The organism is Cupriavidus sp. FW305-46, from assembly GCF_058787075.1.
In genome coordinates this window covers 24,271-44,126 of the sequence record NZ_JBYSZI010000029.1, presented here as the reverse complement: position 1 = coordinate 44,126, position 19,856 = coordinate 24,271, and the positions used below count along the sequence as shown (strand labels likewise).

At 67.5% G+C, this 19,856-nt stretch carries 16 protein-coding genes; 3 read left to right on the top strand and 13 right to left on the bottom strand.

The features are described 5' to 3' along the window. Positions 1-4: 4 nt before the first annotated feature. From AC3WON_RS15860 to AC3WON_RS15845, 4 genes are all read right to left on the bottom strand, one after another. Entirely contained in the window at positions 5-1,669 is a 1,665-nt protein-coding gene (locus AC3WON_RS15860) for a cytochrome D1 domain-containing protein (protein WP_492318387.1), read from the bottom strand. Between the two features lie 221 nt (positions 1,670-1,890). Next, positions 1,891-2,535, bottom strand: coding sequence for a 3-isopropylmalate dehydratase small subunit (gene leuD, locus AC3WON_RS15855; protein ID WP_492352214.1), 645 nt, complete (start codon positions 2,533-2,535; stop codon positions 1,891-1,893). Beyond that, positions 2,528-3,946, bottom strand: coding sequence for a 3-isopropylmalate dehydratase large subunit (leuC, locus tag AC3WON_RS15850; protein ID WP_492352213.1), 1,419 nt, complete (start codon positions 3,944-3,946; stop codon positions 2,528-2,530). Before leuC ends, leuD begins: the two co-directional genes overlap by 8 nt. 20 nt (positions 3,947-3,966) lie before the next feature. Continuing rightward, complete coding sequence (locus AC3WON_RS15845; RefSeq protein ID WP_492352212.1) at positions 3,967-4,929, bottom strand: tripartite tricarboxylate transporter substrate binding protein; 963 nt, start codon at positions 4,927-4,929, stop codon at positions 3,967-3,969. Positions 4,930-5,031: 102 nt separating this feature from the next. Between AC3WON_RS15845 and AC3WON_RS15840 the strand changes: the two genes are divergently transcribed. Then, positions 5,032-5,958: a LysR family transcriptional regulator gene (locus AC3WON_RS15840; protein WP_492352211.1), complete on the top strand. Its 927-nt coding sequence runs from the start codon at positions 5,032-5,034 to the stop codon at positions 5,956-5,958. A gap of 117 nt (positions 5,959-6,075) precedes the next feature. Then, complete coding sequence (locus tag AC3WON_RS15835) at positions 6,076-6,606, top strand: DUF2889 domain-containing protein (protein ID WP_492352210.1); 531 nt, start codon at positions 6,076-6,078, stop codon at positions 6,604-6,606. A gap of 3 nt (positions 6,607-6,609) precedes the next feature. On the opposite strand, the gene mobB is transcribed toward AC3WON_RS15835, so the two are convergent. The 9 genes from mobB to AC3WON_RS15790 form a co-directional block, all read right to left on the bottom strand. Beyond that, positions 6,610-7,167 (bottom strand): molybdopterin-guanine dinucleotide biosynthesis protein B, encoded by a 558-nt coding sequence (gene mobB / locus AC3WON_RS15830; protein WP_492318393.1) that lies wholly within the window; start codon positions 7,165-7,167, stop codon positions 6,610-6,612. Positions 7,168-7,171: 4 nt separating this feature from the next. Then, the gene (locus AC3WON_RS15825; RefSeq protein ID WP_492318394.1) at positions 7,172-7,879 is read right to left on the bottom strand and encodes a carbonic anhydrase; all 708 of its coding nucleotides are present in this window, start codon (positions 7,877-7,879) and stop codon (positions 7,172-7,174) included. A gap of 15 nt (positions 7,880-7,894) precedes the next feature. Further along, positions 7,895-8,647, bottom strand: a complete 753-nt coding sequence (locus AC3WON_RS15820) for a peptidylprolyl isomerase (protein WP_492352209.1) — start codon at positions 8,645-8,647, stop codon at positions 7,895-7,897. Positions 8,648-8,675: 28 nt separating this feature from the next. Beyond that, entirely contained in the window at positions 8,676-9,359 is a 684-nt protein-coding gene (gene narI / locus AC3WON_RS15815) for a respiratory nitrate reductase subunit gamma (protein ID WP_492352208.1), read from the bottom strand. 121 nt (positions 9,360-9,480) lie between these two features. Next, complete coding sequence (gene narJ / locus AC3WON_RS15810) at positions 9,481-10,146, bottom strand: nitrate reductase molybdenum cofactor assembly chaperone (protein WP_492318397.1); 666 nt, start codon at positions 10,144-10,146, stop codon at positions 9,481-9,483. Positions 10,147-10,175: 29 nt separating this feature from the next. Then, entirely contained in the window at positions 10,176-11,726 is a 1,551-nt protein-coding gene (gene narH, locus AC3WON_RS15805; RefSeq protein WP_010810870.1) for a nitrate reductase subunit beta, read from the bottom strand. After that, entirely contained in the window at positions 11,723-15,463 is a 3,741-nt protein-coding gene (locus AC3WON_RS15800) for a nitrate reductase subunit alpha (RefSeq protein WP_492352207.1), read from the bottom strand. Before AC3WON_RS15800 ends, narH begins: the two co-directional genes overlap by 4 nt. A gap of 197 nt (positions 15,464-15,660) precedes the next feature. Continuing rightward, entirely contained in the window at positions 15,661-17,046 is a 1,386-nt protein-coding gene (locus tag AC3WON_RS15795) for a NarK family nitrate/nitrite MFS transporter (RefSeq protein WP_492318399.1), read from the bottom strand. 41 nt (positions 17,047-17,087) lie between these two features. Beyond that, a complete protein-coding gene (locus AC3WON_RS15790; protein ID WP_492352206.1) occupies positions 17,088-18,368 on the bottom strand; it encodes an MFS transporter in 1,281 nt (426 codons plus the stop codon). A 259-nt stretch (positions 18,369-18,627) separates the two neighbouring features. Between AC3WON_RS15790 and AC3WON_RS15785 the strand changes: the two genes are divergently transcribed. Beyond that, complete coding sequence (locus tag AC3WON_RS15785) at positions 18,628-19,854, top strand: NnrS family protein (RefSeq protein ID WP_492352205.1); 1,227 nt, start codon at positions 18,628-18,630, stop codon at positions 19,852-19,854. Positions 19,855-19,856 lie beyond the last annotated feature (2 nt).

The following is a 19,856-nucleotide window of genomic DNA, read 5'->3' as shown; positions in this document are numbered from 1 at the left end:
CGGCTCAGTACACGTCGTGCTGCGTGTTGTAGGCGTTGAACTTGCCGGTCGGGGTGATCAGGCGCTTGTCCTTGATCACGGTCTTGAGCGTGCGGGTCTTGTCGTCGACCACCACCAGCGCGGACTCGCCGTCCTTGGTGCCCCAGACCGAGAACCAGACCTCGTCGCCGGCCTTGTTGTACTCGGCCTGCACCACGCGCCTGGCGCCCGCGCCCTTGAGGTCGGCCCAGTCGGCGATCGGCAGCACCTTGTAGCCGGCTTCCAGGTTGCGCGTGTCGAACACCGCCACCGACTGGTTGAGCTTGGCGTCAGGGTTCAGCGGCGTGTCGACCCACAGGTTGGACGACTTCGGGTGGGTCTTGATGAAGAGCGAGCCCCCGCCCTGGCCCTTGATGGTCTGCACCACCTTCCACGCCTGCGCGGGGTGTCCGGCCGGATCGGTGCCGATCAGGCTGATGGTCTCGTCGCCAAGGTGGCTGGTGGTCCAGACCGGGCCGAACTTCGGATGCGTGAAGTTGGCGCCGCGCCCCGGATGCGGGGTCTTGCCCACGTCGATCAGCGCGGCCAGCTTGTTCTCCTTGGTGTCGACCACGGCGATCTTGTCGGACGCATTGGCGGCCACCAGGAAGTAGCGGCCGGTGGCGTCGAAGCCGCCGTCATGCAGGAACTTGGCTGAATCAATCGTGGTGGTCTTCAGGTTGGACAGGTCCGAGTAGTCGACCATCAGGATCTTGCCGGTCTCCTTGGCATTGATCACGAACTCCGGATGGAAATGGCTGGCGACGATGGCCGCCACGCGCGGCTCGGGGTGGTATTCGTTGTCCACGGTCATGCCGCGCGTGGAGACCACCTTGAGCGGCTTGAGCGTGTCGCCTTCCATGATCACGTACTGCGGCGGCCAGTAGGAGCCGGCCACGGCATACTTGTCTTCATAGCCCTTGTACTTGGAGGTCTCGACCGAGCGTGCCTCCATGCCGATCTTCACTTCGGCGACGATATCGGGCTTGGGCAGCCACAGATCGATCAGGTCCAGCCGCGCGTCGCGGCCGATCACGTACAGGTAGCGCCCGGACGCCGACATGCGCGAGATATGCACCGCGTAGCCGGTCTTGACGATATTGATGATCTGCTTGCTGTCGCCGTCGATCAGCGCCACTTCGCCGGCGTCGCGCAGCGTGACCGAGAAGAGATTGTCCAGGTTGTACTGGTTCATCTTCCTGGTCGGGCGCTGGGCCACCGGCAGGATGTCCTTGCGGCTTTTCTCGATATCGGCCAGCGAGTACTCGGGCGGGGTCGGCGGGTCGAGCTGGATATAGCGCGCCATCAGGTCGACTTCCTTGTCGGAGAGGTCGCCCGAGGTGCCCCAGTTGGGCATGCCGGCGGGGCTGCCGTACTTGATGAAGGTCTTCAGGTACTCGGTGCCGCGTGCGCGGGTGATGTCAGGCGTCAGCGCCTTGCCGGTCGCGCCCTTGCGCAGCACGCCGTGGCAGCCGGCGCAGCGCTCGAAGTAGATCTGCCGGGCGTGGTCGAACTCAGCGGCAGTTAGGGTGGGGATGGCGGCCTTCTGTTCCGCTTTCGGTTCTGCCTTGGTGGCTGCATGTGGCAGCCCGAGCCAGAGTGAGAGCGGCAATGCCGCGATTGCCGGGTACAGCCAGTTTTTTGCTTTCATGGGTGCCGTGGATCAGCGGTGAGGAAAGCGGTTTCGCGGTGCCCATGCCTGCGTGGCGGGCACCTGTCGTCATGTGGAAATCATGCGGACACACTGACGACATGGAATTGACTGGCATCAAACGACGGCGGTGGTGCGGGAACGAAGTGTGGGGTGGTTGATGCTTGTGGTTGCTATGGTGCAAGCGCACCGTGAAGGCGATGCGCTTGCAAGGGCATGCTTCAGGTCGCGCCCAGGCGGTCGCGCGTGCGCCTGGCCACGTTCGTTGTCCACGGGAACGCGCTCTGGTACTGCTGGATGAACTGCTCGATCTCGCCGCGCTGCCGCAGCGACAGGCCGATCATGTCCAGCCCTTCGATAAACATGCGGCGGTGCCGTGCCGACAGCTCGAAGGCGTAGTTGCCGGAGGGGGTGCGCACGCGCATCGCCCCGACATCGATGCTGATGGTGTTGCACGCGTCCGCGTCCACGTCGTTCATCAACTGCTCGATCAACTCGCGCGGCAGCATCACCAGCAGCAGCCGGTTGTTCATCGCGTTCGAATAGAAGATCTCGCCGAAGCTCGGCGCAATCACGGCGCGGATGCCGAATTGCTGCAGGCCCCAGACGGCGTGCTCGCGGCTGGAGCCGCAGCCGAAGTTGGCGCCGCTTACCAGGATGCTGGTGCCGGCGTACTCGGGCCGGTTCAGCACGAAGCCAGGGCGCGGCGCGCCGCTGGCATCGAAGCGGTGGTCGTAGAGGATGCCCTCGGCCAGCCCGGCCTTGTCGATCCCGCGCAGGAACTGCTTGGGGATGATCTGGTCGGTATCGAGGTTCTCGAAGCGGATGGCGGCGCCTTTGCCGGCGATGCAGGTGGGTTCAGGCATGGGTGATCTCCAGCTTGCGGACGTCGGTGATGACGCCGGTGACGGCGGCCGCGGCGGCCATGGCCGGGCTCATCAGGTGGGTGATGGCACCGCGTCCCTGCCGGCCCTCGAAATTGCGGTTGGTGGTGGAAGCGCAGCGTACGCCGTTGGCGAGCACGTCGTCGTTCATGGCCAGGCACATCGAGCAGCCCGGTTGCCGCCATTCAAAGCCGGCGGCGGTGAGGACTTCGGCCAGGCCCTCGCGCTCGGCCTGGGCCTTGACCGCGCCCGATCCGGGCACCACCATGGCCCGGACCCCGGCGGCCACCTTGCGGCCGCGCACCACGCTGGCCACCGCGCGCAGGTCCTCGATACGGCCGTTGGTGCAGGAGCCGATGAAGACGTGCTGGATCGGCGTGCCTGCCAGCGCGGCGCCCGGCTGCAGGTGCGTGTACGCCAGCGCGCGCTCGACCGAGCGCTGCTCGGCCTCATCGAGCTGGTCTTCCGGGAACGGGATCTGGCCGGACACCGGCAGCACCTGGTCCGGGCTGGTGCCCCAGGTCACGTAGGGCTCGATCTCGCTTGCGTCGAACACGAAGTCCATGTCGAACACGGCGTCAGCATCGCTTTGGAGAGTCGCCCAGTAGCCGAGCGCGGCGTCGCGCTGCGGGCCTTCGATATCGACGGCGCGGCGCAGCACATAGTCGGTGGCGACCGCGTCCGGCGCGATCAGCGCGCCGCGCGCCGCGGCCTCCACGGTCATGTTGCACAGCGTGAAGCGTGCCTCGACGCTCAGGTCGCGGATCGCCGATCCGCAGTACTCCACCACATAGCCGCGCGCACCCTGCGCGCCGATCGCGCCGATGATCCTGAGGATCAGGTCCTTGGCGGTGGTGCCGGCGGGCAGCTTGCCGTCCACGCGGATGCGCATGGTCCTGGCCATCCGGTAGACCAGCGTCTGGGTGGCCAGCACATGCTCGACCTCGGAGGTGCCGATGCCGAAGCCCAGCGCGCCGAGCGCGCCATAGGTGGTGGTATGGCTGTCGCCGCAGATCACCACCATGCCCGGCCGGATCATGCCGTGCTCGGGCGCGATCACATGCTCGATGCCCTGCAGCGTGTCGTTGGTGTCGAACAGCGGGATCGCGTGCCGCTCGCAATTGGCACGCAGGTTGGTGGCCTGCAGCGCCGAGGCCGGGTCCGCGATCACGCGGATTGCGCTGGGGTGCGTCGGGATGATATGGCTGACCACCGAGACGTTCTGGCCGGGCACCAGCACGCCGCGGTCCTGTTCACGCAGCCCGGCGAAAGCCTGCGGGCTGGTGTACTCGTTCATCAGGTGCAGGTCGCAGTACAACAGCACATTGTCGTCGTCGATCCTGGCCACGGTATGGGAGTCGACCAGCTTCTGGTATAGCGTCTTGGGGGTCATGGCAACTGCCTTGTCTGTCGTTATTCCGCGGTGATGCCGCGCTGCCTGATCAGGTTGGCCCACACGGGCATCTCCTTTTCCAGGCGCTGGCGGGCGGCCTCGGGCGTGGTCGGGGTGGGCTCGAAGCCTTCCTTGAGCATGCGCTCACGGGTTGCCTGGGCGGCCAGCGCGGTGTTCAGCGTCGCGTTCAGCTTGTCGATCACGGGCCTGGGCGTGCCGGCCGGGGCAAACACCATGAACCAGGTCTCGAAGGCATAGCCGGGCAGGCCCGCCTCGGCCGCGGTCGGCACATTGGGCAACTGCGGCGCGCGCTTGCTGCCGGTGACGGCGAGCGCCTTGAGCTTGCCGCCCTGCACATGCTGCTGCGCGGCCGAGATCACCGGGAAGCTCATGTCGACCTGGCCCGCGATGGTGTCGACCAGGGCAGGGCCGCCGCCGCGGTACGGCACGTGGACGATGGAGACGTTGGCCACCGACTTGAACAGCTCGGCCGACATATGGAAGGTGCTGCCGTTGCCCGCGGACCCGTAGGTCAGCTTGCCCGGCGTGGCCCTGGCAGCGGCGATCAGTTCCTGCAGGTTCCTGGCGGGCACGTTGTTGTTGACCACCAGCACATGCTGCGAACTGGCGACCATGCCGATCGGGGCCAGGTCCTTCAGCGTGTCATACGGCATGCGCGGGAACAGGCCCGGGTTGATGGCCAGGGACACCGTCTGCAGGCCGATGGTGTAGCCGTCGGCGGCGGCCTTGGCCACGGCATCGACGCCGATATTGCCGCCGGCGCCGGCACGGTTCTCGACCACGATGGTGCCGCCCAGGCTCTTCGACCAGGCATCCGAGACCAGGCGGGCGGCGATGTCTGCGCTGCCGCCCGGGGCGTACGGCACGATCAGGCGTACCGGGCGCTGGGGATAGGACTGGGCCGCGGCCGTGCCGATCGACGCGGCACACAGCAGCAAGGCCGTGAGGTGGGCAACTTTCATGGGTGTCTCCTGGTTTAGGAATCGTTATGGAAACCATCGTATCATTCACCCAGAGGCACATAATTCAAACTCAGTTACTTCTTTGTTTCCTGGTATTCACTAATGGATAACCTCTCGGACGTCGCGTTCTTTGCGTGCATCAACAAGCACGGCAGCCTGGCCGGCGCGGCGCAGGAGCTTGGCGTGACGCCGCCCGCGGTCAGCAAGCGGCTGGCGGGGCTGGAGGCGCGGCTGCGCGTCCGGTTGCTGCACCGGACCACGCGCCGCATCAGCCTGACGCCGGAAGGGGAAAGCTATCTGGTGGAGGGCGCGCGGATCCTTGCGGAGATGGAGGCACTGGAGCGATCGATCGCGGGTACCGGCAGCACCCCGCACGGCTTGCTGAAGATCGGCGCAACGCTCGGCTTCGGACGGCGGCATATCGCGCCGGCGCTGTCGGGGTTCTCGCGCCGCTTTCCGAACATCGAAGTCCAGCTCTACCTGACCGACCGGCCCCTGAACCTGGTCGAGCAGGGCCTGGACGCCATGATCCACTTTGGCGAGATGCCGGACGTGAGGCTGACGGCGCGCCTGCTGGCCAACAACCGCCGCCTGCTCTGTGCCGCGCCGTCCTACCTGAAAGCGCGGGGCGAGCCGTCAAGCCCGCGCGAGCTGGCGCGGCACAACTGCATCTTCATCCGCGAAGCCGACGAGACCTTCGGCACCTGGCACCTGCGCCATGGCGCGCAGCAGGAGACCGTCAAGGTCCGCGGCACCATGAGCACCAATGACGGCGAGTCGGCGCTGGCCTGGGCGCTCGATGGCCAGGGCCTGATCGTGCGCTCCGAGTGGGATGTTGCGGAGCCCCTGCGCAGCGGCGCCCTGCGCCGGGTGCTGCCGCAATGGCAGTTCGCGCCCGCGGATATCCACCTGGTGTTCCCGGCGCGCAACCATCGTCCGGACAAGGTGCGGGCGCTGGTGGATTTCCTGCTGGAGCACTTTGCCAGCCACCGTGCCTCCGGCGCGGGCAGCCCGGACAGCAGCTGGTAGCCATCTGGCGGCGATCCTGCGCGGCACTGGAGCCGCGCCACCCGATACTGGGGGGCGATTCCGGCGCCGCTAGCGTCCATCATGACCGGCAATACCAGAAGCCCGACGGAAACACGCATGGAAACAGCCCCCACGCCCCAACCCGGACGCACGCTGCGTCACACCCGCCAGATCCAATGCCGCGGCTATCTGCGCGACGATGGCCTCTATGACATCGAGGCCGATATGGATGATATTTCCGCCGACGCCACCGAACTGCCCTTTGTCAGCGTGCCCGACGGGGGCTTCATTCACCAGATGCGCCTGTGCATGACGATCGACGCGGACCTGGTGATCCGGCGCTTCGAGGCCCGCACCGAGACCGGCCCGACGCCATACTGCGCGGAGATCAACGCCGCCTATCGGCAGCTCGAGGGCCTGCGCATCGGCGGCGGCTTCCGGCAGCAGGCCAGGGCGCGCCTGGGGGGCGCCAAGGGCTGTACCCACCTGACCGAGCTGCTGGGGCCGCTGGCCACCACCGCGATGCAGACCATCATGTCCAGCGCGAACAGTCGCCGTGGCATGCCAAGCTGGCGGGAGACGAGCCCGTACCCCGGCCCTGGATACTGGACACCTGCCACGCCTACCGCAACGACGGCGAGGCCGTGAATGTCATCTGGCCGTTGCACCGTCGCGCGAGCGACTGAACGCGGCGGCCGCGCTCGCCGCCCCCGCCTCGTCCTTCATGGCGAGGATGAAGCCCCCCACCTGTGCAATGTCGTCAAGGGCCATGCAAGGCAGTACCGTGTCCATGCGCGCATCGCTGGCCAGCGCGACGATCGAAGGGTCGCCCGGGTAGTAGGGCGCGCGCCCGTGCGCCGGCCGGTAGACCTCGATGCGCGGAATCGCCTCGCGCCGGAAGCCTTCCACCAGCGTGATATCGGCCGGCCGCAGGCGCGCCACCTGCTCGGCCAGCGTCGGCTCGGCCTCGTCGGCCAGTTCGCGCACGATGGCGAAGCGATAGGGCGATGCCACCATCACCTCGGCCGCGCCGGCGGCGCGAAAGCGCGCGCTGTCCTTGCCCGGCGGCTCCAGTTCCAGCGGATGATGGCTGTGCTTGATCACGTTGACGGTCAGGCCCTGCGCGCGGAACCACGGCAGCAGTGCCGTGATCAGCGTGGTCTTGCCGCTGCCGGAGGTGCCGGTAATGCCAAGGATGAAGGGATGCATGGGGTCAGGGTTCGCAGGGTTCGCGGAGTTCAGTTTGGGCGGGCAGCGGGCACACCAGCGGCAGGAAGCTGTCGGCACGCTGCGAATAGGCCAGCAGCGCGCCGGCCTGCAAGTCGAAATACCAGCCGTGCAGCGTCAGCGTGCCGGCCTCCAGTGCGCGCCGCACGAACGGGAAAGTCTGCAGGTTGCGCAGCGACACCAGGATCGCCGCCTGTTCGCAGGCGCGCTGGCGCTCGGCGGCGCTGGCCGCGGCCAGGGTTTCCTCCACCTGCCTGCGCGCTGGTGCCGCGATGCGCACCCAGGCGCCGATGTAGTCGGGGTCTTCGCTTTCGTCGGGCGGATGGTCGCCGGCGTCGGCCGGCTGCGCCAGCAAGGCGCGGATGCCGCCGCAGCCGCCGTGGCCCATCACGATGATGCGCGCCACGCGCAGCTGCTGCACGGCAAACTGGATCGCCGCGGATACGCCGTGCAGGCTGCCTTCATGGCGGCCGGTGCAGGGCGGCACCAGGTTGCCGATATTGCGCACGGTAAAGAGCTCGCCCGGATCGCAGCCCAGCAGCAGGCCAGGATCGACGCGTGAATCGCTGCAGCCGATCAGCAGCGTGGGCGGCCGCTGGCCCGTGCGCAGCGTGTCGAACAGCCCGGGCTCGTCGTCGAAATAGCGTTGCTGGAAGCGTTCGAAACCTTTGAGCAGTTGTTCGATGTGATGCATGGCGGCGTCCGGGCGCTACTGCACCAGCGGGCTGTCGGCGCCCTCCAGCTCGATGCCTTCGATGCGCGCGCGCCCGATCAGCAGGCTGGCATACTGCTTCCAGGCACGGTCGCGCGCGGCGCTGGCCAGGGCGCGGGCAATGTCGCCGCGCACCGCATCGAAGGGCAGGCGCGTGCCGGGGCAGCGTTCCAGGATGCGCACGATATGCAGGCCATAACGGGTCTCAAGCAAATGCGGCAGCACGCCGTCCTGCTGTCCGGCGAACAGCGCGCGCTCGAATTCCGGCGCGGTCTCGCCGCGGAACACGCGGCCAAGGCGGCCGCCGTTGGCGCCGCTCGGGCAGTTGGACAGCGCGCGGGCGTGCTCGGGAAAGGTGGAAGGATCGCCGCGCACCAGTGCCAGCGTCTGCGCGGCAATCTCGCGCAGCGCGTCCAGCGGCACGCGCGGCGTGACCTGGAACAGGATATGGTCGGCCTCGACCCATTCGCCGTCGCGAAAGCGCTCGGGGCGGCTGTCGTAGTGGCGGCGGCAGCTGGCTTCGTCGGGCTCGGGGATGCCGGCCTCGCGTTCCAGCAGGGCCAGCGCCAGGGCGTCGTCGTCCAGTCCTTCGGCGGCAAGGCCGATGCGGTCGGCTTCGGTGCGCACCAGTTGGCGCAGGATGGCCGAGATGGTGGCCAGCCGCGCCGGGTTGGCGGCATCGTGATGGTGGTCCAGCTCGCGTTCGATATCGGCGTCGCGCAGTTCCACGCCGTTGACGGTGACAGGCATGCTGTTTCTCCTTGTCGGGTGGCGGCGCTCAGCGGCTGCGCACCAGTTGCCAGGCGCGGCCGAGATAGCCGACCGAGGCGAAGCCGCTCCACACATGCACCAGCCGCGTGAACGGGAAGATCGCGAACAGCGTGATGCCCATGAACAGGTGCGCCTTGAACAGCAGCGGCGCATCGGCGATATAGCTGGCGGCATCGCCGCGCAGCGTGACGATGTGCTGTGCCCAGGTCATCAGCTGCACCATCATGTGGCCGTCCATGTGGCTGGCGGATTCGAAGATGGTGGACAGGCCCAGCAGCAGCGTCACCAGCAGCCACAGCAGCAGCACCTTGTCGCCGGTGCGGGTCACGGCCGACACGCGGGCGTTGGTCAGGCGGCGGTGCAGCAGGATCAGCAGGCCGGCCAGGCACATGGTGCCCATCACGCCGCCGGCAACCATTGCCACGGCCTGCTTGAAGCCGTGCGAGACACCCAGCGCATCCCACACCGCCACCGGCGTCAGCAGGCCGACCAGGTGGCCGAAGAACAGGCCGAGGATGCCGACGTGGAACAGAATGTTACCGGTGCGCAGGTTGCCGCGGTACAGCACCTGCGAGCTGTCGGTCTTCCAGGTGTATTGCTCGCGCTCGAAGCGGGCCAGGCTGCCGAACAGGAAGATGGCGGCAGCGATGTACGGGTAGATGCCGTAGAGGAATTGGTGGAGGGTTGCCATGGTGTGTTAGCTCGCTAGGATCGATCGTGTGTTTGGCTTGCCTGTGTCTTAGCTGTTGCCGACTGTGTTCCCTCTTCCCCTCAGGGGGGAGGGGAGCAAACAGTCGGCTCGCGTAAGCATTTCAGCAAGGCAATGGCACCGGCGCCGTGCCACGCGGATAGAACTTCACCGCCTGCGGCCCGCCTTGCGGCGCCAGCAACGGCTCCACGCCATCAGCCCCCGGCCCGAAGGTCTCCAGCGCTTCATCCATATCCCGCACCGGCGGCTCCTGCTGCGGTTGCGGCTGCACGTCGGTCAGCGTGCGCAGCACCGCGAACACGCCGGCGTACGGGCTTTCGTTGCGCGCCAGGCGCTCGCCGATCGCGGCCAGCACGTGGATCGCGTCGCCCAGCAATTGCTCGGCGCGCGCTTCCTTGCCGTCGGCCACCAGCGCGCCGAGGAACTCCAGGAACAGCGGCACGTAGTCGGGCAGCTCGGACGCGGCGGGTTCAAAGCCTTCGCGCCGGTACTCGTCGATCAGGTCGACCATGGCCTGGCCGCGGTCGCGGCTTTCGCCGTGCACGTGCTCGAACAGGTGCAGCGAGTGCGCCGGGTTGCGGTCGAAGGTGGCGACGTAGTTCTCCTGCAGCGCGATCAGCGACTCGCTGCGCAGCAGGCCGGTCACGGGGGCCAGCAGCTCGCGCGCCTGCGGCCATTCGGCCAGCGCGGCGTCGATCTCGGGCAGGGCGTCGAGCAGTTCCTGCTCGGGATAGCCGAGCAGGGCGCTGAGGATGGGATAGAGGGGCATGTTGTTCTCCGTGCGGTTCGTGGCAGGCATCAGCTCATCACTGCCTTCTTGCGCGACTTGGGCATGTCGGCGAAGTGGACGCTGCCCTGTGGCTTCTTGCCGAACAGCGAGCCGTCCGAGGCGCCGCCCGAGCAGCCGTTGCCGAAGGTGAAGCCGCAGCTGGCCTTGTCGTTGAAGCTGTCCTCGACCATCTCCTTGTGCGAGGACGGGATCACGAAGCGGTCCTCGTAGTTGGCGATGGCCATGGTCTGGTACATGTCCTCGACCTGCGCGGGCGTCAGGCCCACCTGCTCCAGCACGCCCAGGTCCTGCACGCCGTCCACCACCTGCGAGCGCTTGTACGCGCGCATCGCCAGCATGCGGTCCAGTGCGGACAGTACCGGCATCACGTCGCCCGCGGTCAGCAGGTTGGCCAGGTACTTGACCGGGATGCGCAGGCTCTTGACGTCCGGGATCACGCCGTTCATGCCCATGTGGCCAGCCTCGGCCGCGGATTGGATCGGCGACAGCGGCGGGACATACCAGACCATCGGCAGGGTGCGGTACTCCGGGTGCAGCGGGAAGGCGATCTTCCACTCGCACGCCATCTTGTAGACCGGCGACTTGCGCGCGGCATCGAGCCAGGTTTGCGGGATGCCCTGGCGCAGCGCCTCGGCCTGCACCGCCGGGTCGTGCGGATCGAGGAAGACGTCGAGCTGCGACTGGTACAGGTCGCGCTCATCGGCCACCGATGCCGCCTGCTCGATGCGGTCGGCGTCGTACAGCATCACGCCGAGGTAGCGGATGCGGCCGACGCAGGTCTCGGAGCAGACCGTGGGCTGGCCGGCCTCGATGCGCGGATAGCAGAACAGGCATTTCTCGGCCTTGCCGCTCTGCCAGTTGAAGTAGATCTTCTTGTACGGGCAGCCCGAGATGCACATGCGCCAGCCGCGGCACTTGTCCTGGTCGACCAGCACGATGCCGTCGTCCTCGCGCTTGTAGATCGAGCCCGACGGGCACGAGGCCACGCAGGCCGGGTTCAGGCAATGCTCGCACAGGCGCGGCAGGTACATCATGAAGGTGTTCTCGAAGGTCGAGTACATCTCCTTCTGCACGTCGTCGAAGAGCTTGTCACGGCCGCGCGAGCTGAATTCGCCGCCGAGGTCGTCTTCCCAGTTCGGGCCCCACTCGATCTTTTCCATCTTGCGGCCCGTCAGCACCGAGACCGGACGCGCGGTGGGCGGGGTCTGCACCAGCGGCGCCTTCTGCAGGTGCTCGTAGTCGTAGGTGAAGGGCTCGTAGTACTCGTCGATCTGCGGCAGGTTGGGGTTGGCGAACAGGTTCGCCAGGATCTTCAGCTTGCCGCCCTGGCGCGGCTCCAGCGTGCCGTCGGCGTTGCGCTTCCAGCCGCCCTGCCACTTGTCCTGGTTCTCCCATTCCTTGGGGTAGCCGATGCCGGGCTTGGTCTCGACGTTGTTGAACCAGGCGTACTCGACGCCGTCGCGGCTGGTCCAGACGTTCTTGCAGGTCACGGAGCAGGTATGGCAGCCGATGCACTTGTCGAGGTTCAGCACCATGGCCACCTGGGCACGGATCTTCATTGCGAGGCTCCTTCCTTCTCAGTCTTTTCCACGAGCGGCCCTTCCAGCCAGTCGACCTTCTTCATCTTGCGCAGGATCACGAACTCGTCGCGGTTGCTGCCCACGGTGCCGTAGTAGTTGAAGCCGTAGGCCAGCTGCGCGTAGCCGCCGATCATGTGGGTGGGCTTGGTCACGGCGCGCGTGACCGAGTTATGGATGCCGCCGCGCATGCCGCTGGTCTCGGCGCCGGGCACGTTCACGATCTTTTCCTGGGCGTGGTACATCAGGCACATGCCCTTGGGCACGCGCTGCGACACCACCACGCGCGCCGTCAGCGTGCCGTTGACGTTGAAGACCTCGACCCAGTCGTTGTCGCGGATGCCGTTGGCCTTGGCCTCGGTCTCCGAGATCCACACGTGCGGGCCGCCGCGCGACAGCGTCAGCATGCGCAGGTTGTCCGAGTAGGTGGAGTGGATGCCCCACTTCTGGTGCGGCGTGATCCAGTTCAGCACCAGCTCCGGGTTGCCGTTGGGCCTCTTGCCCAGCATCGGCGCCACGGTCTTGGTGTCGATGGCCGGCTTGTACACGCACGCGCCTTCGCCGAAGTCCAGCATCCAGCGGTGGTCCTGCCAGAACTGCTGGCGGCCGGTCAGCGTGCGCCAGGGGATCAGCTCGTGCACGTTGGTGTAGCCGGCGTTGTAGCTGACCTCTTCCGATTCCAGGCCCGACCAGGTCGGCGCGGAGATGATCTTGCGCGGCTGCGCCTGCACGTCGCGGAAGCGGATCTTGTCGTGCTCGCGGCCTTCGGCCAGGTGCGTGTGGTCGCGGCCGGTGATCTTCGACAGCGCTTCCCACGCCTTGACGGCGACATGGCCGTTGGTCTCGGGCGCGAAGGTCAGGATCATCTCGGCGGCATCGATCGCGCTCTCCAGCCGCGGGCGGCCCTGGCTGACGCCGGGCTCCTTCACCGTGTGGCTGAGGTGGCCGATCTCCTTCACTTCATGCTGGGTGTTCCAGTTGATGCCCTTGCCGCCATTGCCGAGCTTGTCCAGCAGCGGCCCGATCGAGGTGAATTTCTTGTAGATGTCGGCGTAGTTGCGTTCGACCACGGTCATCGACGGCGCGGTCTTGCCGGGGATCAGGTCGCACTCGCCGGCCTTCCAGTCCTTCGGCTCGAACGGCTGGCCCAGTTCGCCCGGGGTGTCGTGCAGCAGCGGCGTGCACACCAGGTCCTTGCGCGTGCCGAGGTAGGGCCCGGCGATCTCGCTGAACTTCTTCGCGATGGCCTTGTAGATCTCCCAGTCGGTCTTGCTTTCCCACAGCGGCTGCACGGCTTCGGACAGCGGGTGGATGAACGGGTGCATGTCGGACGTGTTGAGGTCGTCCTTCTCGTACCAGGTGGCGGTGGGCAGCACGATGTCGCCGTACAGGCAGGTGGTGCTCATGCGGAAATCCAGCACGGTCAGCAGGTCCAGCTTGCCTTCGGCGGCCGGGCGCACGTTGACTTCGCTCGGCTTGATGGCGTCGTTCTCGTCGCCGAACACGGCGTTCTGCGTGCCCAGCAGGTACTTCAGGAAGTACTCATGCCCCTTGCCCGAGCTGCCCAGGATGTTGGAGCGCCACACGAACATATTGCGCGGGAAGTTGGCCGGGTTGTCGGGATCGTCGCAGGCGAACTGGAGCTTGCCGGACTTCAGTTGCTCGACCGTGTAGGCGACCGGGTCCTGCCCGGCGCGCTCGGCCGCATCGACCACGTCGAGCGGATTGGTGCCGAGCTGCGGTGCCGACGGCAGCCATCCCATGCGTTCGGAGCGCGCGTTCAGGTCCAGCAGCGACAGGCCGTCATAGCGCTTGCGGTCGGCGGTCGGCGACAGGATCTCGTCGACGGCCAGCTTCTCGTGGCGCCACTGGCTGGTGTGGTTGTAGAAGAACGAAGTGCCGTTCATCTGGCGCGGCGGGCGCGACCAGTCCAGGCCGAAGGCGAGCGGTGCCCAGCCGAACTGCGGGCGCAGCTTTTCCTGGCCGACGTAGTGGGCCCAGCCGCCGCCGCTCTTGCCGATGCAGCCGCACATCATCAGCAGGTTGATGATGCCGCGGTAGATCATGTCGTTGTGGTACCAGTGGTTGAGCGCGGCACCGACGATGACCATGCTCTTGCCCTGCGTGCGGTCGGCGTTGTCGGCGAATTCGCGCGCAACCTGCGTCACCAGGCGGGCCGGGACTGAGGTGTGCTTTTCCTGCCAGGCGGGGGTGTAGGGCACGTCATCGTCGTACGAGGCGGCGACGTTCGGGCCGCCGAGTCCCTGATCCACGCCGTAGTTGGCCATCTGCAGGTCATACACGGTCGCCACCAGCGCAGTGCTGCCATCGGCCAGCGTCAGCCGGCGTGCCGGCACGCGGCGGCGCAGCAGTTCATCGTGTTCGCCGCCGAAGTAGGGGAAGCCCACTTCCACCACCTCGTCTTCATTGCCGAGCAGCGACAGGCGCGGCTCGACCGGGCGGCCGCTGCCGCCGTCCTTCATCTCCAGGTTCCAGCGGCCGACCTTCTCGCCGCCGTTGTGGGCGCCTTCGCCCCAGCGGAAGCCGATCGAGCCGTTGGGCGCGACGATCTCGCCGGTGGCGTCGTCGACCAGCAGGGTCTTCCACTCGGGATGGTTGGCTTCGCCGAGGTTGTCGGCCAGGTGCGACGCGCGCAGGAAGTGGTCGGGCACCAGCGTGCCCTGGTTGTCACGCAGCAGCACCAGCATCGGCATGTCGGTGTACTGCTTCACGTAGTCGCGGAAGTAGGCGGACTTGCCGCTGGCGTGGAATTCCTTCAGCACCACGTGGCCCATGGCCATCGCCAGCGCGGCGTCGGTGCCTTGCTTCGGCGCCAGCCAGATGTCGCCGAACTTGACCATCTCGCCGAAGTCAGATGACACCGCGACGGTCTTGGTGCCCTTGTAGCGGACCTCGGTGTAGAAGTGCGCGTCGGGCGTGCGGGTCTGCGGCACGTTCGAGCCCCACACCATCAGGTAGGTGGAGTTGTACCAGTCGGCCGATTCCGGCACGTCGGTCTGTTCCCCCCACACTTGCGGGCTGGCCGGCGGCAGGTCGCAGTACCAGTCGTAGAACGACAGGCAGGCGCCGCCGAGCAGGCTCAGGTAGCGTGCGCCGGCGGCATACGACACCATCGACATGGCCGGGATCGGCGAGAAGCCGATCACGCGGTCCGGACCGAACTTCTTCACGGTAAAGGCATTGGCCGCGGCAATGATCTCGGTGGCGGTGTTCCAGTCGGCGCGCACGAAGCCGCCCTGCCCGCGCACGCTCTTGTAGCGCGCGGCCTTCTTCGGATCCTGGCTGATCGATTCCCACGCGGCGATCGGATCCATGGTCTTGCGGGCCTCGCGCCACATCTCCATCAGGCGGCCGCGGATCATCGGGTACTTGACGCGTTGCGCGGAGTAGACGTACCAGCTGTACGAGGCGCCGCGCGGGCAGCCGCGCGGCTCATGGTTGGGCAGGTCCGGGCGCGTGCGCGGATAGTCGGTCTGCTGGGTCTCCCACGTGATCAGGCCGTTCTTCACGTAGACCTTCCACGAGCAGGAGCCGGTGCAGTTCACGCCGTGGGTCGAGCGCACGATCTTGTCGTGCTGCCAGCGGCTGCGATAGCCGTCTTCCCACTTGCGGTCTTCGTTCACCACCGCGCCGTGGCCGTCCGCATAGGTGGACTTGACGCGCGACATGAACTTCAGTCGATCCAGGAAATGACTCATTGCTTTGTTCTCCGCGAGTGCTTTGCTGCGGGCGCTCCGGTGGTTTCAGGAGCTTTGCAGGGACACTCTCAGCTTATGGGGGAGGCGGGCGGCAGCCAATTCGCTGGTGGAACAGCCGCCGCATGGCGATCGGGCTAGGCGCCGGGCGCGGGACTAGTTCGGAAGAACTAGCCCGGCCGGCGGTACTGGTGACAGGGTCAGCAGGGCATGGGCGCGTTGCGGCGCGCGTAGTGCCACCACGTCACCAGCACGCAGCTGAGGTAGAAGGCGATAAAGCAATACAGCGCGGCGTCGGCGGCGCCGGTCAGCTCCAGCGAGGTGCCGAAGCTCTTGGGGATAAAGAAGCCGCCGTAGGCGCCGATCGCACCGGAGAAGCCCAGCACCGCGGCGGATTCCTTGCCGGCGTCCTGCAATGCCTGCTTCTGTGCCGCGTCGCCCTTGCCCGCGGCAGCGCGCTGGCGCTCGGTCAGGAAGATCACCGGAATCATGCGGAAGGTCGAGCCGTTGCCGATGCCGGTCAGCGCGAACAAGGCGATGAAGGCGGCCAGGAAGAATGTGAAGTTGCCGCCGGCGCCGTCATGCGGCAGCGCCGCCAGCACCGCGAACACCGCGGCGATCATGCCGACGAAGGTCCACAGCGTGACCCGCGCGCCGCCCAGCTTGTCGGAGATCCAGCCACCCACGGGACGCGTCAGCGCGCCTACCAGCGGCCCCAGGAAGGCATAAGCGGTGGGATTGACGCCGGGGAACTGCGACTTGGTCAGCAGCGCCAGCCCCGCCGAGAAGCCGATGAACGAACCGAAGGTGCCCACGTACAGCCAGCACATCAGCCAGTTGTGCTTGCGCTTGAAGATCACCGCCTGCTCGGCAAACGATGCCTTGGCATCCGCGATGTCATGCATGCCGAACCACGCCGCCAGTGCCGACACGATGATGAACGGCACCCAGACAAAGCCCGCGTTCTGCAGCCACAGGTCATGCGTGGCGCCGTTGGCCGTGTACTGCTGCGGCTCGCCGCCGAGCGCGCCGAACACGGCGATCGACACCACCAGCGGCGTGACGAACTGCACCACCGACACGCCGAGGTTGCCGATGCCCGCGTTCAGCCCGGTGGCCAGCCCCTTCTTCGCCTTCGGGAAGAAGAAGCTGATATTGGCCATCGACGAGCTGAAGTTGGCGCCGCCCAGCCCGCACAGCAGCGCCAGCACCAGCAGCGTCGGATAGCCGGTGGACGGGTCGCGCAGCGCGAAGCCCATGCCCAGCGCGGGGATCAGCAGCAGTGCGGTGGAGATCGCGGTGAAGCGCCGCCCGCCGAACACCGGCACCAGGAATGAATAAAAAATGCGCAGCGTGGCGCCGGACAGCGCCGGCAGCGCGGTCAGCCAGAACAGCTGGTTCTTGGTGAACTGGAAGCCGGCGCGGTCGAGGTTGACCGCGACCACGCTCCACAGCATCCAGACCACGAAGGCCAGCATCAGCGCCGGGATCGAGATCCACAGGTTGCGGTAGGCGATGCGCTCGCCCTGGCTTTGCCAGAAGACCTTATTCTCGGGCTCCCAGCGGGTCAGTACGGAAGAGGACATGACAGTGTGCCTTGGTTGTTGTGCGTAACAGGGGCCGTCGCTCAGGCGGCCTGCGTGAGGCCGACGGCCTGTGCCTTGCGTTGGCGTTCGGCGCGCTGGTTGTAGTGCATCCACACCAGGCTCACGCACACAGTGCCGTACATCAGCATGAAGCAGCTGCTGCGCACGCCGGTCAGGTCGGCCAGCATGCCGAACAGCACCGGCAGCACGAAGCCGCCCAGCCCGCCAGCCAGGCCGACCACACCGGAAACCGCACCGATGTTGTGCGTGAAGTCGTTGGAGATGAACTTGAACACCGAGGCCTTGCCGATGGCAAAGGCGATGCCGACCACGAACAGCAGGAAGGTGAAGACCGTGGGCGTCAGCGCGATGCGAAACCCCTGCGGGCCGCTGGTGGTCTGGACGATGAAGTCGGTCTGCGGGTAGCTCAGCAGGAAGAAGCCGACCCAGCTCACCCACATCACCCACCAGGTGGTGCGGTGGGCGCCGTAGCGGTCGGAGATCCAGCCGCCGATGGCGCGCAGCACGCCGCCGGGCAGCGAGAAGCACGCGGCCAGGAAGGCGGCGGTCTTGATGTCGAAGCCGTATTCGCCGATGTAGTACTTGGTCATCCACAGCGACAGGCCGACATAGCCGCCGAACACCACCGAGTAGTACTGCGAGTAGCGCCACACGCGCGGGTCGCGCATCACGGCGAGCTGCTCGCGCCAGCCGACGCTGGACTTGACCAGGTGCGCCGGGTTGCTGCGCGAGAACACCCAGAACAGCAGCGCGGTGACCAGCATCGCCACCGAATACACGCGCGGCACCACGGTCCAGGTGCCGGCGGCCAGGATCATCGCCGGCGCGACGAACTTGGTCAGCGCCGCGCCCGAGTTGCCGGCGCCGAAGATGCCCATCGCCAGGCCCTGGCGCGAGCGCGGGAACCAGCGCGCCACATACGGCGTGCCGACCGAGAACGAGCCGCCCGCGAGGCCGACGAACAAGCCCAGCACCAGCAACTGCCACAGCGTGTGCGCATACGAGATCAGCCAGATCGGGATCACGGTGGCCAGCATCAGCACGAAGAAGACGATGCGCCCGCCGTAGCGGTCGGTCCAGATGCCCAGCGGCACGCGGATCAGCGAGCCGCTGAGGACGGGCGTGGCGGCCAGCAGGCCGAATTCGGTGTCGCTCAGGCCAAGCTCCTGCTTGAGCGGGATGCCGAGGACCGCGAACAGCATCCAGACGGCAAAGCAGATGGTGAAGGCGAAAGTGCTGGACGCCAGCGTGATTGCGGCGCCGGGCGCAATGGGCTCCGGCGCGCGTGGGTGGGTGGCCATGGCCATGCTCCTGTGTCAACTTTGGCGGGGGTGATGCCAGAGTAGGGGCCGCCACTGGTGCTGCCTATTCGCCGGCCGCACAGCGCACGCGGGCGCGCAGCCTGCCTTTGGAGGTAGTTCTACCGGCGGAGGTCGCCGGCGCGGCGGCGGTGCTATCGTGCAGTCAGCGTGAATGGCATCCGTTCGCGCACCTGCGGCAAACCGTGCGCCGGATCAAGAAACCGGCGCGCGCCGCACCACCTGATTCCCGTAGCCAGCCATGGACACCATTCCCATTCTTCCCGCGCGGCGCTCGCCACCCCCTGGCAAGGCGCCCGCCGGGCCGCCGCCGCGCGGCTTTGCCTTGTTTGCGCTGGGCTTCCGGCCGTTCTACCTGGGCGGGGCGGTGTTCGCCGCGCTGGCCATCGCGGCGTGGTCGGCGATGCTGGCGGGCGTCGCCGCAGTCGGCCCGGCGCCGGTGATGGCGGCGATGTTCTGGCATGCGCACGAGATGGTGTTCGGCTTTGCCGCGGCCATCGTGGTGGGCTTCCTGTTCACCGCGGGGCGGGCCTGGACCGGCCAGCCGACGCCCACCGGCGCCGCGCTGGCCGCGCTGTTCCTGCTGTGGCTGGCCGGGCGCGTGGGCATGTGGGTGGCGCCGGGAACGGCGGCCTTCGTGATCGAGGGCGCGTTCCTGCCGCTGGCCGCGCTGGCCTTCACGCGCACGCTGGCCCGCGCCGGCAACCGCCGCAACTATCCGCTGGCCCTGGCGCTGTGGCTGCTGGGCGCGGCCGATATCGCCAGCCTGTGGCTGCAGGCGCGCGGCCATGACGCCGGTGCAATGCTGGCCTGCCGCGCGGGCGTGGCGCTGGTCACGCTGTTCGTGGTGGTGATCGGCGGGCGCGTCATCCCGATGTTCACGACCAACGCGATTCCGGGGTTCCGCCTGCGGCAATACCGGCAGGTGGAGCGCATGGTGGTGCCGGCCGCGCTGCTGGGACTGGCTGCGGGGGTGCTGCCCTTGCCGGTCTGGCTGGCGGCGGCGCTGTCATTGCTGGCCGCGGCGGTGCTGGCCGTGCGCGTGGCTGGCTGGCGCAGCCATGCGGTAGGCAACCGGCCGATCCTGTGGGTGCTGCACCTGGCCTATGCGTGGCTGCCGGTGGCGCTGCTGCTGCAGGCGCTGGGTGCGCTGGGGCTGGTGATGGCGGGGCTGGCGACGCATGCGTTCACGGTGGGCGTGCTCGGCGTGGCGATCATCGCCATGATCACGCGCACCGCGCTGGGCCACACCGGCCGCATGCTGGTGGCCGGCCGCGCGGAAACCGCGGCGTACTGGCTGGTGGCCGCGGCTGCGGTGTTGCGGGTGTTCGGGCCGATGGCCTGGCCGGGCGGCTACCTGCACTGGGTGTGGGGAGCCGGGGCGTGCTGGGTGGCCGGGTTCGGCCTCTATGCGCTGGCGTATGCGCCGCGGCTTGCGCGTCCGCGGGTGGACGGCAAGCCGGGCTGAAG

What these genes read in the sequence shown, in the direction of transcription:
- AC3WON_RS15860 (WP_492318387.1), bottom strand. Translation starts at nt 1,669, where the DNA reads ATGAAAGCAAAAAACTGGCTGTACCCGGCAATCGCGGCATTGCCGCTC.
- leuD (WP_492352214.1), bottom strand. Translation starts at nt 2,535, where the DNA reads ATGCCTGAACCCACCTGCATCGCCGGCAAAGGCGCCGCCATCCGCTTC.
- leuC (WP_492352213.1), bottom strand. Translation starts at nt 3,946, where the DNA reads ATGACCCCCAAGACGCTATACCAGAAGCTGGTCGACTCCCATACCGTG.
- AC3WON_RS15845 (WP_492352212.1), bottom strand. Translation starts at nt 4,929, where the DNA reads ATGAAAGTTGCCCACCTCACGGCCTTGCTGCTGTGTGCCGCGTCGATC.
- AC3WON_RS15840 (WP_492352211.1), top strand. Translation starts at nt 5,032, where the DNA reads ATGGATAACCTCTCGGACGTCGCGTTCTTTGCGTGCATCAACAAGCAC.
- AC3WON_RS15835 (WP_492352210.1), top strand. Translation starts at nt 6,076, where the DNA reads ATGGAAACAGCCCCCACGCCCCAACCCGGACGCACGCTGCGTCACACC.
- mobB (WP_492318393.1), bottom strand. Translation starts at nt 7,167, where the DNA reads ATGCATCCCTTCATCCTTGGCATTACCGGCACCTCCGGCAGCGGCAAG.
- AC3WON_RS15825 (WP_492318394.1), bottom strand. Translation starts at nt 7,879, where the DNA reads ATGCATCACATCGAACAACTGCTCAAAGGTTTCGAACGCTTCCAGCAA.
- AC3WON_RS15820 (WP_492352209.1), bottom strand. Translation starts at nt 8,647, where the DNA reads ATGCCTGTCACCGTCAACGGCGTGGAACTGCGCGACGCCGATATCGAA.
- narI (WP_492352208.1), bottom strand. Translation starts at nt 9,359, where the DNA reads ATGGCAACCCTCCACCAATTCCTCTACGGCATCTACCCGTACATCGCT.
- narJ (WP_492318397.1), bottom strand. Translation starts at nt 10,146, where the DNA reads ATGCCCCTCTATCCCATCCTCAGCGCCCTGCTCGGCTATCCCGAGCAG.
- narH (WP_010810870.1), bottom strand. Translation starts at nt 11,726, where the DNA reads ATGAAGATCCGTGCCCAGGTGGCCATGGTGCTGAACCTCGACAAGTGC.
- AC3WON_RS15800 (WP_492352207.1), bottom strand. Translation starts at nt 15,463, where the DNA reads ATGAGTCATTTCCTGGATCGACTGAAGTTCATGTCGCGCGTCAAGTCC.
- AC3WON_RS15795 (WP_492318399.1), bottom strand. Translation starts at nt 17,046, where the DNA reads ATGTCCTCTTCCGTACTGACCCGCTGGGAGCCCGAGAATAAGGTCTTC.
- AC3WON_RS15790 (WP_492352206.1), bottom strand. Translation starts at nt 18,368, where the DNA reads ATGGCCACCCACCCACGCGCGCCGGAGCCCATTGCGCCCGGCGCCGCA.
- AC3WON_RS15785 (WP_492352205.1), top strand. Translation starts at nt 18,628, where the DNA reads ATGGACACCATTCCCATTCTTCCCGCGCGGCGCTCGCCACCCCCTGGC.